Below are 15,777 nucleotides of genomic sequence, written 5' to 3'. Positions count from 1 at the left end.
GAGAAACCCATGTTTGCCGACATTTCACACGAGCGTCAGCAGTCGCTGCTGCGCCAGCGTAATCTCCTGGCCTTGACCACCACGGGACTTGGGCTTGCGCTGGTCATCGCGACCAGCCTCGCCGCGACCCGCGACCGCGAGGTAGTGCTGCTTCCAACGTTGCCCAAGCAACTGACCGTGACCAGCGCCGGCGTGCAGGCTGAATATCTCGAGCTCGTCACCCGTGACACCGCGCTCATTCTTCTGAACCGGAGCCCGGAAGGCCTCGACTATTGGATGAACGAGATTCTGAAGCTTGCCGATCCGGCCAGCTACGGGGGTCTCAAGGCTGACCTCGTTCGCATCGTCGAGGAGCAGCGCGGTTCGGATGTCACCCAGGCGTTCGTCATTCGCTCGATGAAAGTGGACCCGAAGGGACTGACGTCGGACGTGACTGGCACGCTCAAGACGTTTGTTGGCGCTCAGGTCATCGCCAGCGACGAGCGCCGCTTCCGCTTCAAATGGACCTACCGAGGACTGCGTCTCGCGCTGTCGGGTTTCGTCCAACTCCCCAACCAAGACAAAGCCAAGGAGGCCCAGTGATGGCTTACCGAACCCAGAGGCGTGCGCGAGCCGCCCTTCATGGCCTTGCGGCGATCGCCGCATGCGTCGCCGGGCCGGCCTTCGCCGACCAGTTCAAGCAAGCCGCGGATGGCGCTGGCATCGAGTGCGTGGTCTCGGCCCGCGAACTCACGCGCTTCGCCCTGGTCGACGATCAATTCGCCAGCGTGTCGAAGATGTCGACGGGCACACCGTACAACGACTTCGCGGTCACCAACGAACCGCTGCGCGGCGACATCTACGTGTCGGTCCCAGAGACCTACGCGGCGAGGTCAATCAGCTTCTTTGCCACGACCAAGAAGGGTTTCGTCTACAAGATTGCCTGCCAGGTCGAGAGCATCCCTGCGGCTCAGGTTTTCATCACCAATCCGTCAATCGCCAAGAATGACGCGGCCCGCTGGGAAGCCGAGACCCCGCTCGCCACGAGCGCGGTTCGCCTTGTCCAGGCGATGGCCAACGATCGGACCATCGAAGGCTTCGAGGTACGGCAGTCCTCGGCCGTGCCTGCCCGCATCGGCGACATCGAGGTCCAACTCGTCGCCGACTATCGGGGCGCCAACCTCGCCGGGAAGGTCATCCGGGTCACCAACCGCGGATCCAAACGGCTGAACCTCTCCGAGCGCGACCTTGCGCCGAAGGACAGCCTCGCCGTCTCGATCGCCAATCCGGCGCTCGACCCCGGCTCCAGCACGACCGCGTTCGTGGTCGGCATGAACGGGGAGAGCAGCCATGACTGACACGCACGACCTTCAGCCTTCCCTGCAGGCCGAACCTGCTTCGCCGTCGGAAGCGGCCGGTCTCAACGCCCGAACCGCCAAACGGCAGAAGCTGCTTCTCGCCTCCATCGGCGCGATTGCCCTGGCCGGCGGCAGTTGGCTCATCTTGGGCGGTGACGACAAGGCGAAGTCGAACGATCCCGACGCGGCCCGTACCATCGACACGGCCGGGCTCGTCAACCGCGATCTCTCGCAACGCGAATTTGTCGCCACCTATGGAAACCGCCTCGACGCGGTGACGCGCGAGCAGAAAGCGCTCAAGGACGCGGCTGTCCCGCGAAACGAGGTTGAGGCCCAGCTCGCTGCTCTCAAAGCGGAGAACCAGGCCATGCGGGTTGATGGTCAGGCCGCGATCGACGCGATCTCGGCCGAGAATGCGGACCTCAAATCCCGGCTTACCGCGCAAGGTTCCGCCCCGGCACCGTCTTCCACCGCACCGGCATACGGACCGCAGGCGGGTGGGTATGACTCGCGTGGCCGCACCGTACCCACGCCGCAGGCCGGCGCAGGCGCCGTGGCTGGCGGGGAGACGACGGTCCCTGCCCCCGGCGAAGTGAAGCTGATGAGCTTTGCTTCGGACAAGGCGAACACCGGCGGCCTGAAAGCAACCAGACCAGAGGCGCCGCCGGTTGTGGTCGAAGACTCACCCGACTATCTGCCGCCGAACTCCTACGCATCGGCACGCGTGATTGTCGGCGTCGATGCCTCCGCTGGGGTTGCAAGCCAGACCGATCCCCTTCCGGTGGTTTTGAGGATCACCGGGCCGGCGCGATCGGTCCTGCAAAACGGCAAGGTACTGACAACCCGGATCCAGGGCTGCGTGGTCAACGGCGCGGCGCGCGGGGATCTCTCGTCGGAGAAGGTCTACGTCAAGCTCGCCCGCATGACCTGCGATCAGCCTGGCGGGCGCGTCGCAGTGAGCGAGGTCAAAGGCTTCATCAGCTTTGCCGGCAAGTCCGGGGTGCGCGGGCGTGTCGTGAGCCGCGAGGGCAATCTCGTGACACAGGCGCTGCTCGCCGGGATCGTTGGCGGGTTCGGGCGCGGTTTTTCAGCCAACGCCAATTCGACCTTCTCCGCGACCCGCACCAATGCCGACGGCAGCCGGTCGAAACTCTCCGCCGGCGACATTGTCGGCGGAGGGTTCGGCCAGGGCGCGGCAGATGCCGCCGACACGGTCAGCAAATACCTGATCGAACGCGCCGAACAGTACCAGCCCGTGGTCGAGATGCCGACCGGCATCGATGTCGAAATCGTCTTTCTCGACGGCGTTTACGTGAGGAACTCCCGATGATTGAAGCCCCCAAGCAAGGGCGAAGCCGCTGGCTTCGTCCCGCGGCAGGCATTGCCGCTCTGATCACCCTGTCCGCCGCCACCGGCTGGGGCGTGGCCAGTCTCGCCTCCCCTGCCAGCGGACCCGATACCGCCAAGGTCCGCGCAGCGCTCAAGCTGCGCCTTCCCAAGACGCCGATCGACGCCATCACCTGCAAGGGGCTTGGCGGCCTGTGCGAGGTCGCCTCGAAGTCGACGCTCTTCTACGTCGACCGCGCGGCCAAATATCTGGTCATTGGGCGGGTCTACGACATGGAGGCGCGCCAAGACCTGACGGCTGCCCGTCTGCTGGCGCTCAATCCCGACCTCCTCGCAGCAGGCGCAGCCCGGCGTTCGGGCGGGGAGGATGCCCCTCCCCCGCAGCGCGCGAGCGTTCCGGCGCGCGTTTCGCTTGGCCAACTTCCGGCCAGCGGCGCAATTTCCTGGGGACCGGCCGATGGTCCGAGGGTGGTCGTCTTTTCCGATTTCCACTGCGGCTACTGCAAGAAGCTAGAAGCCGAATTGAAGGCGATCGGCGCGCGGGTCGAGGAACGGCCGATTTCGATCTTCGGGGCGGAAAGCCGCAAGGACTCCGAGCGCGTGATCTGCGCGGCCCGGCCGGAAATCGCGCTCCATATGGCCTATTCGGGGCTGGCGCTCGCCAATCCCAAGCCGTGCGATACCAGCGGCCTCGACGCCAACGAAGCTTTCGCGAAGGCGCACGGCTTTGGCGGCACGCCAGTCATTGTCCGCCCATCCGATGGCGCGGTCCTCGAAGGCTTCCGCCCGGCGGCGGCACTGCGCGCCTTCCTCTCCGGCGCCCCCACCCCCGATTCCGCAAAGGACAAAACCCATGGCTAATCCCATGCGCCTAGCCGCGTGCGTCTGCCTCGCCGCCCTGGTGAGCGGCTGCGCCACCTTCGGCACCAACGTCAAGGGCGATTTCACCTGCCGTGCGCCCAAGGGCGACTGCGCCCCCTCCCACGTGATCGATGCGCGTGCCACCACCGAAATCGATAGCGCGGCCGCGTCTACCGAGCTGGCCCGGGTGCGAGCAGGGGTCGCCGCAGGCGATACGTCGCGTACGTCCGAGCGCACGCTCAAGATCGTGTTTCCAGCGCATGTCGATGAAGCCGGAACGCTGCATGACGAGGCCGTCGCCTGGGCCGTCATCGAAAATCCCCGCTGGGCGGCGGAGCTGCGACGCAGGCCCGGCGACGATCCTGCCCCGCCGCTCATGCGCGAGCTGCGGCGAAAGCTCAAATCGGCGCAGCAAAGGATGGAGGCCATTGCCGATGACGCGTCGCCAAACATGATCGAGGAGTCCGAGCAGGCGCGCGAAGCATCCCACGCCGTGCCAGACGCCTCGCCCTTTTCACTCGCCGCTCCTCCCGCCCTCGATACGCAAGTTGCCTCGCCGCCGGTCCTCCCCTCCACGGCGCGCGAGGCCGTTGCCGGTGCCACGGCGCCGGCGGTCGAGGGGTTCGACGTGCCGCCCCCGCATGATCGAACCCCTCGGCCTCTTGTCCAGGGCGTCACGCCGACCTTCCCGAGCATCGAGGCGATCGAAGCCGCCAAGGCAGCAGCCGCCAAGTCCGCCGCTCCCAAGAAGGATCACAAGTGATGGCCGAGAAACTGAAGTTGATCGTCGACCGGGTCCTCTCGGGTCTGCTGGGCGATGCGGAGCATGCCGAAAAGGGCCGCCCGCAACTGATGCTCGACATGCTGTCGGACTGGCTTCCCTACCGGGTCTATGATCCCCAGAGCCGGCTCTATTTCAACGCGCGGTCGAAGGGATTCGTCCTTTCGGTCACCCCGTTGATCGGGGCCGATGAACGGACCGGCGAGATCCTGGGGCAGTTCTTCTCCGAGGGGTTACCGGCGGGCGCCTGCCTGCAGGTGCTGCACCTTGCCAGCCCTCGCATCAGCCGGATCGTCGCTCCCTGGTTTGCACCGCGCTACGTCCAGGGCGGCGTCTATGAAGCGATCGCCCGGCACCGGGCAAAGCGGCTCTACAGTCTCGTCTGGCAATCGGGCTCGAGCGATGCTCCGTTCCATGCCCGCCATCACCAGGTGATCGTGTCGGTCGGCGTTCCCGCCGCGAAGGCGACCAGCAACGAGGATCTCAAGCACACCCGCGACGGCCTGATCGCGATGCTCAAGTCCCTGAACCTCGGGGTGGCCGAAGTGGGTCCACAGGAACTCATCGCGGTGATCGACGATCTGACGTCGCCGACAACCGCACCGCAGGACGATGCGGTTCCCTACAATCCCAACGACCCGATTGCTGCCCAAGCCATCCGTCACGACATCGAACTCGTCGTCCACGAGGACCGGATGCAGCTCCGCACCGAGCGGTTCCGACCCACTGGCAAGGTCAACGACGGCGTGCCCGAGATCGGCACCGTCTATCCCGACGCCTTCGACGTGCGGCACTATGCGTCGCGCAACATGCCGCAGCGATGGGCGCCGTGGGAATGCGCGCGGCTGATCGGCGACCTCTTCACCGACAAGCTGCGTTTCCCATGTCCTACCGCAACCATGCTTTGCCTGGTCTATCCCGATCAGGAAGCCGCTGCCGCAAAGGCTGGATTCAAGTTCATGCGCACGACGAGCCTTTCCGGCACGCGCAGCGCCCGTTTCCTGCCGCGCATCGGCGAGCAGGCAGCCGAATGGCAGCACGTGCAGTCCGAGCTCCAGGAAGGGCGCCGGCTTGTCCGGGTCTTCTACGGCCTGACGGCCTTCTCGCCGCTCGGATCAGGCGACCGGCACGAGCGGGCCATCAAGTCGATTTACAAGGCTGCTGGCTGGGACCTCGCCGACGAGCGCTATCTCCAGGTCCAGGGCCTTCTCGCCGCCATGCCGTTGACGCTGGCCGACGGGCTTGGCGCGGATATGGAGCGGCTCAAGCGATTCAAGACCGTGCTGTCGACGACGGCCGCCAACATCGCCCCGATGCAGGGCGAATATCTGGGCAGTGCTCATCCGCATCTGCTCTTCGTCGGACGCCGGGGCCAGCCCTTCTTCTGGTCGCCGTTCGAGAATGATGCCGGGAACCATAATGTCGCGATCTGCGGCAAGTCGGGCTCAGGCAAATCAGTGCTGCTCCAGGAGATGTGCGCGGCGCTGCGCGGGGCGGGCGCGCAGGTGGTGGTCATCGACGATGGCCGCAGCTTCGAGCATTCGGTCAAGCTCCAGGGCGGACGCTTCGTCGAGTTCACGATGAAGGCAGGCTTCTGCCTCAATCCCTTCTCGATGATCGACGTCACGCGGGCTCAGGCGGACGAGGATTACCGCCTCGACTGCTTCGGGATGATCAAGGCGATCGTCGGCCAGATGGCCCGGCACTCCGCCCGCCTCAACGATACCGAACGCGGTCTGATCGACCGGGCGGTCAATTCCGTGTGGAACGAACATGGCGCCGATGCGAGCATCACCGCCGTTGGCGATGCCCTTGTGGCCCTCGGCAGCGAGGCCGCCGCCGATCTCGCGACAGCGCTCGCCCCGTTCATGGCCGGCGGGACCTACGGAGCCTTCTTCGAAGGGCAGGCCAGCCTCGACCTCGATGCCGATTTCACGGTTTTCGAAATGTCGGACCTGGCGAGCCGGGAGGAACTGCGCGCGGTTGTCCTGTCCGCCATCATGTTCATGACCAGCCAGGCGATGACCCGCAGCCCTCGCTCGGTTCGCAAGCTGCTGCTGATCGACGAGGCGTGGTCGATGCTGAAGGGGGGCTCGATGGGCGAGTTCGTCGAGACCTATGCCCGCACCTGCCGCAAATATGGCGGGGCGCTCGCCACCGCGACCCAATCGCTCAACGACTATTACAAGTCCGATGGCGCGACCGCCGCACTCGAGAACAGCGACTGGATGCTGATCCTCCAGCAGAAGCCGGAAACCATCGCCGACTTCAAGGCATCGAAGCGCCTCGACATGGACGACCGAACTGAGACCTTGATCCGCAGCCTCAAGCGCTCGGGCAACGACTATTCCGAGGTCTTCATTAAGGGGCCGGAGACTGAAGCGATCGGGCGGCTCGTTCTCGACGATTATTCGGCGACGCTCTTTTCGAGCTCTCCGCAGACCTTTGCCGCGATCGACGCCGAGATCGCCCGTGGCCACCAGCTCGCCGACGCGATCGAGCGGATCGCCTTCGCCAATCGCTCCTGAATTCCCCTTTCATTCAAGGATTGTTGTTTCCATGCCTCTTCATGTCGTCACTCCCTTCGATCGGGCTCACGAACCCCAGCTGGACGAGGGCCTCGATCTTCCGCCCGGGCCAACCTGGCGCCGGCACGCCGCGGATACCTGCTTCATCCTCGTCAAGGCCGGCGGCTTCCTGGCCTCGACCTATCTGATGACGCTTGGCCTGCCGCTGCTCTTCTTCCTGATGATTTCGGGCGGCAGCGTGGATGTGTTTTTCGCGCAGGTCGCCAATCTGGCTGATCGCTTTCTGTCGGCCGATGCCGCTCGCCAGTCCGGCTTCGTCGAAGAACTGAAGTTCGGTCTCATCGGTCTCGCCACCCTGATGGCGATCTGGCGCATGCCGCGCTTCCTCAATGAGGTCGCCGACGGGCTCCGGGAGAAAAAACTGTGAAGAACATTTTGGCAACATGGGCCGTTTCAAAGCGGCTTTCCCGGCTCAACCTTACCGCGATTGCGCTTGGCGCTAGCATGCTCGGCTCAACACTCTGGGGCGTCTGGGCGACCCAAGCACTCCTCGATCTGCGCAAGCGCGAGGTCGTGACGGTCGGGCTGAGCCGCATCATGGGCGACTTCGTCGAAGCCGAAGCGCGCACAGGGCGGCCGCCGGAAGAAACCAAGCAGCGGGTGCAAGCCTACCTCCAGGCGGTCGAGGCATCCGTCCAGCGCCTGGCGCGCGACGGACGCACGGTCCTGGTCGCCGAAGCTGTGGTTGCCGGCAGCACCCCCGACCTCACCGAAACCGTGCGCGTCGATGTCGAGCGCCGGATGGGAGCCATTCCCGATGCGCGCCGCTGATATCATCCTCCGATCCCCGACATGGCGTCGCTTAGCGCTCTGGAGTGGTCTCGGCGCCGGGGCATTCGCGCTCTCGTCGCTGGCCGCCTTTGCGGCAGGCCATGCGCTGATGATCAACGCGAGCCCGAGCCTGCCCTACTGGGCGATCTGGCTGGACCGCGGAGCCGCTCCGCAGCGCGGCGATATCATCCTGTTCGATCCGCCGGCTTCGCCGCTCTTCGCGAAGCATTTCGGCAAGGAGCCGAAGCCCTTCGGCAAGCGTGTCAGCGGCATGCCGGGTGACGTCGTCACCGAAAAGGACCGCGTCTACTTCGTCAACGGCCGCCAGGTCGCCAAGGCGAAGCTCAAGAGCCGGCGGGGCGAGCCGCTGGCCCTCGGCCCTACCGGCACGGTGCCGAGAGGCTGCTACTTCGTGACGACCGGGCACAAGGACGGCTTCGACAGTCGCTATGCGGCGATCGGTTGGATCTGCCGTCAGCGCATTCTGGGAGTGGGGAGGCCGATCCTGTGACACACCGCCTCCTCGCTCTCGGCCTCCTCCTTGGCTGCACGGTCGGTGCAGTCCCTGCCGCAGCGCGCGACTACGGTCAGCAGGGCGCTGTCTGGCCGGTAATCGAGCCGGATCTGCTTCGACAGATCCACGCACGTCTCCAGCATCTGGAAGCGACCGGCGAGACCGCAAGGCTCAACGAAGAGTTGAAGCGGCGAACCATCGCGCGAGTCAACCGGCCCGAACCTGTCGCCGGCGTGAGCCTGGCCGCGGATACCCGGGTGTTGCGGTTCGATCCGACGATCACGGTCGAACGCGATATCGCTGACGACAAGGGGCGGACCATCATCGCGGCAGGTACGCGGGTCAATCCACTCGACACGGTTCCACTGCGTGCACCCCTCGTCTTCCTCGACGGCGATGATCCCGCTCAGCTGGCCTGGGCGAGCCGACGTTTCGGTCCAACCGCCGCGAAGCTGATTCTCGTGCGCGGTGCCCCGCTCGAACTCATGAAGGCCCGCCAGCGCCGCTTCTATTTCGACCAGGGCGGCACCCTCGTGAAGCACTTCGGCATTCGCGCGGTGCCGGCAACCGTCGAGCAGCAGGGCCGCATCCTCATCGTCAAGGAATTGCCGATCAAGCCGCAGGAGCGAACCCCCTCATGAACAGGAAAAAGGGCATCTTCGCATGGCTTTGCGGCATATTCCTGTTCGCGAGCCTGAGCCTTGCGGTCAGCGCACCCGCTCAAGCCTCCGCAGGGCCGGGCCGCTGCACGGGCAAGTTCGTCAACCCCATCACCGACATCTGCTGGTCCTGCCTGTTCCCGATCTCGATCGGCGGCCTGAAGATCTGGCCCTCGAGCCGCCCCGACACGGGTAATCCGGCGCTCCCTGTCTGTCTGTGCGGCCCCAGGCCCGGGATCGCGATGGGTTTTTGGGAGCCGGTCCGGCTTGCCGACGTCAGCATGAAGCCGTGGTGCTTCGTCAATCTGGGTGGGATGAAGCTCGATCCGGGTTTTGACATCGGCTACAAGTCGATGGCCGGCCCCTCGGCCGTGGGCGGTGCGACGCAGTACAACTCGCAGTGGCACGTCCACTGGTATGCCTATCCGCTGATCTACTGGATGGAGATCGTCGCGGATTTCCTGTGCCTTGAGTCCGGTTCGATCGACATTCTCTATATCACCGAGATCGACCCGCTCTGGCAGGACAGCGAACTCACCGCGATCATCAATCCCGAGGCGGTCCTCTTTGCCAATCCCTTGGCGCTTGCCGCATGTGCCGCCGATTGCGTGGCGGCGACGGCGAAACTGCCGACCGACGAACTGTTCTGGTGCGCCGGCTGCCAGGGGACCATGTACCCGCTCAACGGCAACGTCTCGGCGACGATCGGTCACGTCCAGGCCTCTCGGCTCGCGCTTGCCCGCTTCTCCTACAAGCTCCACCGCGAGCTGGTCGCCTGGGGCACGATGGGCAGCAAAGGTCTTTGCGGCAAATACCTCATGCCGGTGATGCGCAAGCAGCAATACCGCTTTCAGGCCACCAATCCCAATCCGCAGACCAAGGGCCGCTACGCCTGCGCGCCCATTGGCGCTTCAACCACCTTCATGTCGGCAGGCCAGGTCTATCCCGCCATCGGCGAGGACATGGGCTATCTGGTCTGGCGCAAGCGGAACTGCTGTGCACTATGAAGACATTTCCTCATCTCGCTGTAATCGCGTGCGTTGCAAGCGTTGCCGCTTTTGCTGGCGCCGCGGCGCAGACCGCAGGATCCGACCTCGATCTGGAGGCGATCCGCGCGCGTGCCGCCGTGCAGGCGGCCGAAGCCGACGCCCTCGCAGCGAATGCCCGTTCCCGCGCCGAAAGTGTGGCCGACGAGGCAAGAACGAGTGCGGCGGGCGCTGAGGCCCACGGCAAGCGCTACGTCGGGGAGGCTGCGAAGGCCCAACGGGTCGGTCCGGACAGCACTTTCGATTTCGACAAGATGGTCGCCGCCGCGGGCGCGATGACGAGCGAAGGCATGGGTCAGGCGCCCCGGTTCATCGCCTTCGCCAGCACTTCGATGCCGCCGACGGCGCTTCGCGCGATGATCGAGGATGTGACTCGCGCCGGCGGCGTCGTGGTCTTTCGCGGGCTTCCGCAAAACAGCGCCAAGGCGCTGACCGCCGCACTGTCCAAGGTCGCCCGTGAAGGCGAGCAACTGGACGGCGTCGGGATCGATCCTCGGCTGTTCCGCGCTTTCGGGATCGATACCGCTCCGACCTATGTCGTCACCAGCAGTGACTTCGACCTGTGCGACGGATTTGACTGCAAGAGCGAGGTTCCCCCGCACGACCGCATGACCGGCAACGTGACGGCTCACTACGCATTGGAGACCTTCGCGCGCGGCGGCGGCCCCGGAGCGCTGCTCGCCGCCCAACATCTTGCCCGCCTCGAAAGGCCCGTCCCATGAAACGGCTGCTCCTCGCCATCGCCTGTCTTGCTGCCACCACGCTCAACCCGGCCGTACCGCTTCGCGCCCAGACGACGACCGATGCGGCAAAAGCGGACGGCAAGGCCTTCGGCCGCGACAAGGCCGCCGCAGCACAGGGGGCCGCCACCACCGATCCCGATGCGAGCCGCATCCCCAATTTTGGCGGGGTGCCGAGCCAGTCGGGCTATTTCGACGATCCGGAACGCATGAGCCGGGAGGCCGCCAGTCAGGCCACTTCGAGCACGGGCTACCGGACGATGCGGGACTCGATGGATCGGCGCGCGCGCTTCGCCCCGCAGGACCTCGATGCAACCATCGCGCGCAGCAAGGTCATCGGCGGCGACCCGCTCTCCTATACCAGCGGAATGGGCATAAGCGGCAGCCAGGGCCGCTGCGTCCCTTTGCCTCCCGGAAGCGGCACTGGCGGCCGTTACATGGCCACCTGCAACACTGGCTACACCGCAACCCAGGAGACGCGAAACTGCCCGGTCACGCTGGTCGCCAAAGTCGAGCAGCGCCAGGCCTACGGCTATTATTGTTTGCCGGGCGCGGGCGACCCCAACACGGTGTATGACTGCGCGCGCTACCCCGCTCCGCAATGCCGCTTAGTCCAGTCCATCCCCGTCAACATCTGTGACCCCTCATTCGGCTGCACGTCGTTCACGATCAATGAAATGAGCTGCACGGCGCCGATCGATGGCGCCACGCCCTACACGGTGACCGGCGAGAACGTCGTCACGACGACCCGCGACGAGAGCCAATGTGCAGGGCTCGCAGCAGACAGCACCTGCCAGCAGGACACCGAGAGCTGCACCGACAGCGATCCGGTCACGCGCATCGTCGATGGGGTTTCCGTCGCGCAGCCATGCTGGGCCTGGTCGCGCAGCTATACCTGCGCGAAGTTCACGCAAGCGCAGGATTGCCAGACGCTCGAAACCACGCCCGGCTGCAATCTGGTTCGCGAAGACTGCCTGACCGACGAGCCTTGCCGGACCTGGGAGCGCGTCTACGATTGTCCGGTGCCCGACCAACCTGCGAGCACCAATCAGTTCATCTGCGATGGCGATGTCTACTGCATCGATGGGTCGTGTGAGACGATCGAGCGCGAGGCCAATGGCGAGTTCAAGGATGCCGTTGTCGCATTGAACGCGATGAACCAGGCCCGGCGCGAATTCGACCCGGACACGCTCACCTTGTTCAAGGGGACTCGCGAGACCTGCTCATCCAAGGTCTTTGGGGTCCTCAATTGCTGCAAGGGCAAGGGTTTCCCGCTCATTCCGGGCATCCAGCTGCTCGTGGCGCTGGGCTGTAGCCGCGAGGAAATGCTGCTTCACCAGAAGGACGCGCAAGGTTTGTGCGCCTACGTCGGCACTTATTGTTCGTCGTCGTTCCTCGGCGTGTGCCTGACCAAGCGGAAGGTCTACTGCTGCTTTGAATCCAAGCTCTCGCGGATCCTCCAAGAGCAGGGTCGCCAGCAGCTGAACAAGCCCTGGGGTAAACCCAAGACCGAGCAGTGCCTCGGCTTCAGTATCGACGAGTTTGCCCGGCTCGACCTCTCGAAAATGGATTTCAGCGAGGTCTACGCCGAGTTCACCGATGCCGCCCGCCTGCCCGATGAACTGCAGGCAACCCAAGAAATCCAGCAGAAGATCGAGGACTACTATGCCCGCGCTCGCCAGTAAGGTCAGTCGGCGGCTTTTGGCCGGCGGCCTGGCCCTCACCGCCACCTATCCCTTTGCCACCGCTCCAGCGCGGGCCGAGGAACCGCCTCTCATCACAACCGATGACAGGCAGGACAGCTTCTACTGCCAGGAGCGCAGGCTCGGATACTGGTTCTATTGTGCGCGGCCAAAGCCGCTCGAGCGTGACAACGCGCAGACGGCGCCGGCGACAAGCGCGACAAGCCAGCTCGACGCGGTCACCGCCGAGCTGCGGGAACTCAAGGCGAAAGCGATCCTCGAGCCGACTCCGGCCAACGTGACGGCCTACATTCGCTTCCAGCGCGAGCAGCTCGACCGGGCATCGCTGTTCAGCGACGTCTGGCAGCGGGCGATCTGGCAGGATCCGGACCTCGACTACACGCTGCAGCGTCCGGTTTCGACGCTGGGCAAGCGCCAATGGCAGGATGCGCGCGGCGCGGAACGCAACGCGGTGATGGCGCATCTCTCCGAACGCTACGGCCTGTTCTATTTCTTCGCCCAGAGCTGCGGCGCCTGTGAGGTGATGTCGCCGATCGTGCAAAGCGTCGCCACGACCTGGCATATCACGGTGCGCGCGATCTCGACCGATGGCGGCCCCTCCCGGCACTTCCCGGCCTACACGGTCGAGACCAACCAGCGGAGCCGCATGGGGCTCGAGCCCAAGATCACCCCGGCCGTCGTGCTGTGGGATGCCGCCAAGGGCCAGGCGATTCCGATCGGCTACGGCGTGATGTCCGCCGACGAGCTGCAGGACCGCATCTACCTCCTCACATCGAAGGAAGCCGGCCGTGACTACTAGGATTAAACGCGTCATCGCCGCGATCGTCGCGGCCACCCTCCCCCTCGCCAGCGTTTCCGCCGACGTGGGCAGTTCGATGGACTCGTTCCTGAACGATGTCGGCGGCGCGGCCAACGTCAACGGCCCGACCGCGTTCCAGGGGCAATCGGCGGGCTATTACAGCCTTGGCAACATATGGACGCGCTTCCCGCAGAAGACGACCAATATCGCGAACCTGCAACTGCCACGCGCCCGCGCCGGCTGCGGCGGCATCGACATTTTTGCCGGCTCCTTCAGCTTCATCAACGCGAGCGAGATCGTCGCCATGCTGAAAGCGGTCGCGAACAACGCCGTGGGCTTTGCCTTCAGCCTGGCGATTGACACGGTCTGCCCGGAATGCTCGAAGATCATGCAGGAGTTCAGCCAGAAGGCTCAACTCATGAACAATCTCAACATCAACAGCTGCGAGCTCGCCCAGGGTCTGGTCGGCGGAATCTGGCCCAAGGGTGATCTCGCCGACAAGGCGATCTGCGAGGCGATCGGCAATTCCGAGGGGATTTTCACTGACTATGCCGCCGCCAAGCACGGCTGCGGGACCAAAGGCCAGCGCGCCAGCACCACCGCCCAGGGCGCAGGGAAGTACGACGACGTCAACACCGGCGTCGCGCGCAACTACACCTGGACTATCCTCAAGAAGTCCGCGTTCTTTTCGCCGAACGGCACGTTCGACCAGGAGCTCGCCGAATACGCCATGACGCTCCTCGGCACGATCATCTATGTGCCGCCCAAGGATGACGAGCCGGGCAAGTTCGTGCCGATCGTCGGGGAAGCCTCATCAACCCTCGTGACGTCGCTGCTCGATGGCACGAGCGGCAGCAATGTCCTGATTTTTCACTGCGACGAGCCCGACAAGTGCCTTGATCCGGGGTTCAAGTCGCTGAGCCTGCCCGCCTCGAAGGCCCTGCGGCCGCGTGTCTCCGCGCTCATCGCCAGCATGGTTCAGGCGATCCGCGAGGATACGGCAATCACCGAGGCGCAGAAGGAACTGCTCCAGGTCTCGTCGGCGCCGCTCTACAAGATCCTGACGGTGCAAGCTGCCTATGGCCGCGGCATGCCGACCGATGATCGTGAGACCTTGGCCGAAATCGCAAGCGTCGATCTGCTGTTTGCCGTTCTCGATCGCATCGTCGGGGAGGCCGGCCGCTCGATGTCGAGCTTCATCGGCGCGGATGAGGCGAAGATCGCCATGTGGCAGGGTCAGGTCAACGTGGTGCGTCAGGCGCTCGCCGACCGGCAGGCGAACACGCACCTCAAGGTCAACGCGATCATGCAGATCATCGAGAAGACGGCGTTCATCGAGAACGTCCTCGCAGCCTCCCTGTCTCCGGGCATGGCCGCCTCGCTCGACTGGTCGCGCGGTGTCCAGAACCGCGCCCTCACCCACTGATTCCCCAGAGCGCATACCCAAGCGGGACATGAGACATGGTTGAAATTTTCACGGTCGGCGGCGGCGATTATCTGGTGAATGTGTTCCAGGCAGTCGCGGCCTGGACCGGCAACGGCGGTTACAAGAGCCTGCTCCAGGTGGTCATGGTGATGGGCCTCGGTCTGTCGGCGCTCACGCTTGCGTTCAACCAGGACTGGCGCGCCTGGATCAACTGGTTCCTCGGCGCGACACTGATCTACTCCTGCCTCATGGTGCCGCGTCTCGACGTCCATGTAACGGACCGGCTCAACCCGAGCCTTGCACCGGCCAATGTCAGCAACGTGCCGCTGGGTCTCGCGCTCATGGCGAGCTTCACCAGCCAGGTCGGCGACTATCTCACGGGCTCGGCCGAAGTCGTGTTCGGCCTGCCCGGCGATCTCAACTACTCCAGGAACGGCATGATCTACGGCGCCCGGCTGTACGACGCCACGCGGTCTCTGCGCATCTCCGACCCTGAATTTGCCGCCAATCTCGATGAGCATTTTCGGCAATGCGTCTTCTACGACGTGCTGCTCGGCCGCTATTCGATGAAGCAGCTCGCCGAATCCAACGACATCTGGGCAACGATCGCACCGGGCAGTCAGGCCCGGGCACAGCGCTTCCTGACCCGCGATGCGACCTCGGGCCAGGTAACCTCGAGTATCGTGACCTGCCGGGAAGCTTATGATGCGCTGAACAATCAGTGGGCGGGCCTGGTCGACGACATGGGCACCGTTTTCGGCCGCCAGCTCTATCCCAACCAGACAGCTGCGCTCGCCAAGGCCAAACTGTTCGCAGACCTGCCCGTGGCCTACCAGTATCTGAGCGGCGTCTCGGCCAATGCGACCGAAATTTTCAAGCAAACGCTGACGATCAACGCGATGAGCCAGGCGATGCATTCGATGGCCGGCGGCAGCGGGACGTCGAGTGTCGACGTCTATTCCCAGACGCGCGCCGACATCCAGACCGAGCGCACCTATAGCTCGATCGCCAGCAATGCGATGAAGTGGGTGCCGCTTCTGAATATCGTCCTGACGGTGCTGTTCTACGCCCTCTTCCCGGTCCTCTTTCCGCTATTCCTGTTGCCCAAGAGCGGCCCGGTTGCGCGGCGACATTTACGATGGCCGGTTCAGCGGCAACTATGATGGCCGGTAGGATCGGTTGTCTGGCCTGATCGCAGGGAGGGG

15 protein-coding genes and 1 pseudogene are annotated in these 15,777 nt (G+C 64.8%); all 16 read left to right on the top strand.

What is annotated here, in order from left to right:
- The first annotated feature begins 9 nt into the window (after positions 1-9).
- Complete coding sequence (locus K7W03_RS05985) at positions 10-582, top strand: type IV conjugative transfer system protein TraE (protein WP_222885780.1); 573 nt, start codon at positions 10-12, stop codon at positions 580-582.
- A complete protein-coding gene (locus tag K7W03_RS05980) occupies positions 582-1,337 on the top strand; it encodes a type-F conjugative transfer system secretin TraK (protein WP_222885779.1) in 756 nt (251 codons plus the stop codon). Before K7W03_RS05985 ends, K7W03_RS05980 begins: the two co-directional genes overlap by 1 nt.
- On the top strand, positions 1,330-2,667 hold the full coding sequence (locus K7W03_RS05975; RefSeq protein ID WP_222885778.1) for a TrbI/VirB10 family protein: 1,338 nt from the start codon (positions 1,330-1,332) through the stop codon (positions 2,665-2,667). Before K7W03_RS05980 ends, K7W03_RS05975 begins: the two co-directional genes overlap by 8 nt.
- Positions 2,664-3,545, top strand: a complete 882-nt coding sequence (locus K7W03_RS05970) for a DsbC family protein (RefSeq protein WP_222885777.1) — start codon at positions 2,664-2,666, stop codon at positions 3,543-3,545. Before K7W03_RS05975 ends, K7W03_RS05970 begins: the two co-directional genes overlap by 4 nt.
- Entirely contained in the window at positions 3,538-4,308 is a 771-nt protein-coding gene (locus tag K7W03_RS05965; RefSeq protein ID WP_222885776.1) for a conjugal transfer protein TraV, read from the top strand. The genes K7W03_RS05970 and K7W03_RS05965 overlap by 8 nt, the downstream gene beginning before the upstream one ends.
- Positions 4,308-6,854, top strand: a complete 2,547-nt coding sequence (gene traC / locus K7W03_RS05960) for a type IV secretion system protein TraC (RefSeq protein ID WP_222885775.1) — start codon at positions 4,308-4,310, stop codon at positions 6,852-6,854. Before K7W03_RS05965 ends, traC begins: the two co-directional genes overlap by 1 nt.
- 31 nt (positions 6,855-6,885) lie before the next feature.
- Positions 6,886-7,281, top strand: a complete 396-nt coding sequence (locus K7W03_RS05955; RefSeq protein WP_222885774.1) for a hypothetical protein — start codon at positions 6,886-6,888, stop codon at positions 7,279-7,281.
- Positions 7,278-7,685: a type-F conjugative transfer system protein TrbI gene (locus tag K7W03_RS05950; protein WP_222885773.1), complete on the top strand. Its 408-nt coding sequence runs from the start codon at positions 7,278-7,280 to the stop codon at positions 7,683-7,685. The genes K7W03_RS05955 and K7W03_RS05950 overlap by 4 nt, the downstream gene beginning before the upstream one ends.
- A complete protein-coding gene (locus tag K7W03_RS05945) occupies positions 7,672-8,196 on the top strand; it encodes a S26 family signal peptidase (protein ID WP_222885772.1) in 525 nt (174 codons plus the stop codon). The genes K7W03_RS05950 and K7W03_RS05945 overlap by 14 nt, the downstream gene beginning before the upstream one ends.
- Entirely contained in the window at positions 8,193-8,840 is a 648-nt protein-coding gene (gene traW, locus K7W03_RS05940) for a type-F conjugative transfer system protein TraW (protein ID WP_222885771.1), read from the top strand. The genes K7W03_RS05945 and traW overlap by 4 nt, the downstream gene beginning before the upstream one ends.
- Positions 8,837-9,865: a conjugal transfer pilus assembly protein TraU gene (traU, locus tag K7W03_RS05935; protein WP_222885770.1), complete on the top strand. Its 1,029-nt coding sequence runs from the start codon at positions 8,837-8,839 to the stop codon at positions 9,863-9,865. Before traW ends, traU begins: the two co-directional genes overlap by 4 nt.
- The gene (trbC, locus tag K7W03_RS05930) at positions 9,862-10,626 is read left to right on the top strand and encodes a type-F conjugative transfer system pilin assembly protein TrbC (RefSeq protein WP_222885769.1); all 765 of its coding nucleotides are present in this window, start codon (positions 9,862-9,864) and stop codon (positions 10,624-10,626) included. Before traU ends, trbC begins: the two co-directional genes overlap by 4 nt.
- Complete coding sequence (locus K7W03_RS05925; RefSeq protein WP_222885768.1) at positions 10,623-12,329, top strand: conjugal transfer protein TraN; 1,707 nt, start codon at positions 10,623-10,625, stop codon at positions 12,327-12,329. Before trbC ends, K7W03_RS05925 begins: the two co-directional genes overlap by 4 nt.
- The gene (locus tag K7W03_RS05920) at positions 12,310-13,146 is read left to right on the top strand and encodes a conjugal transfer protein TraF (RefSeq protein ID WP_222885767.1); all 837 of its coding nucleotides are present in this window, start codon (positions 12,310-12,312) and stop codon (positions 13,144-13,146) included. Before K7W03_RS05925 ends, K7W03_RS05920 begins: the two co-directional genes overlap by 20 nt.
- A gap of 1 nt (position 13,147) precedes the next feature.
- Positions 13,148-14,572, top strand: a complete 1,425-nt coding sequence (locus tag K7W03_RS05915; RefSeq protein ID WP_222885813.1) for a conjugal transfer protein TraH — start codon at positions 13,148-13,150, stop codon at positions 14,570-14,572.
- A gap of 35 nt (positions 14,573-14,607) precedes the next feature.
- Positions 14,608-15,696, top strand: a pseudogene (locus tag K7W03_RS05910) (conjugal transfer protein TraG N-terminal domain-containing protein); the annotation flags it as partial.
- Between the last annotated feature and the right edge of the window lie 81 nt (positions 15,697-15,777).

Origin of the sequence: Sphingobium sp. PNB (assembly GCF_019873065.1) — a bacterium.
Classification (GTDB): Bacteria; Pseudomonadota; Alphaproteobacteria; order Sphingomonadales; family Sphingomonadaceae; genus Sphingobium; species Sphingobium fuliginis.
The sequence above is the reverse complement of the archived record's forward strand: the minus strand, read 5'-3'. Positions and strand labels throughout refer to the sequence as shown.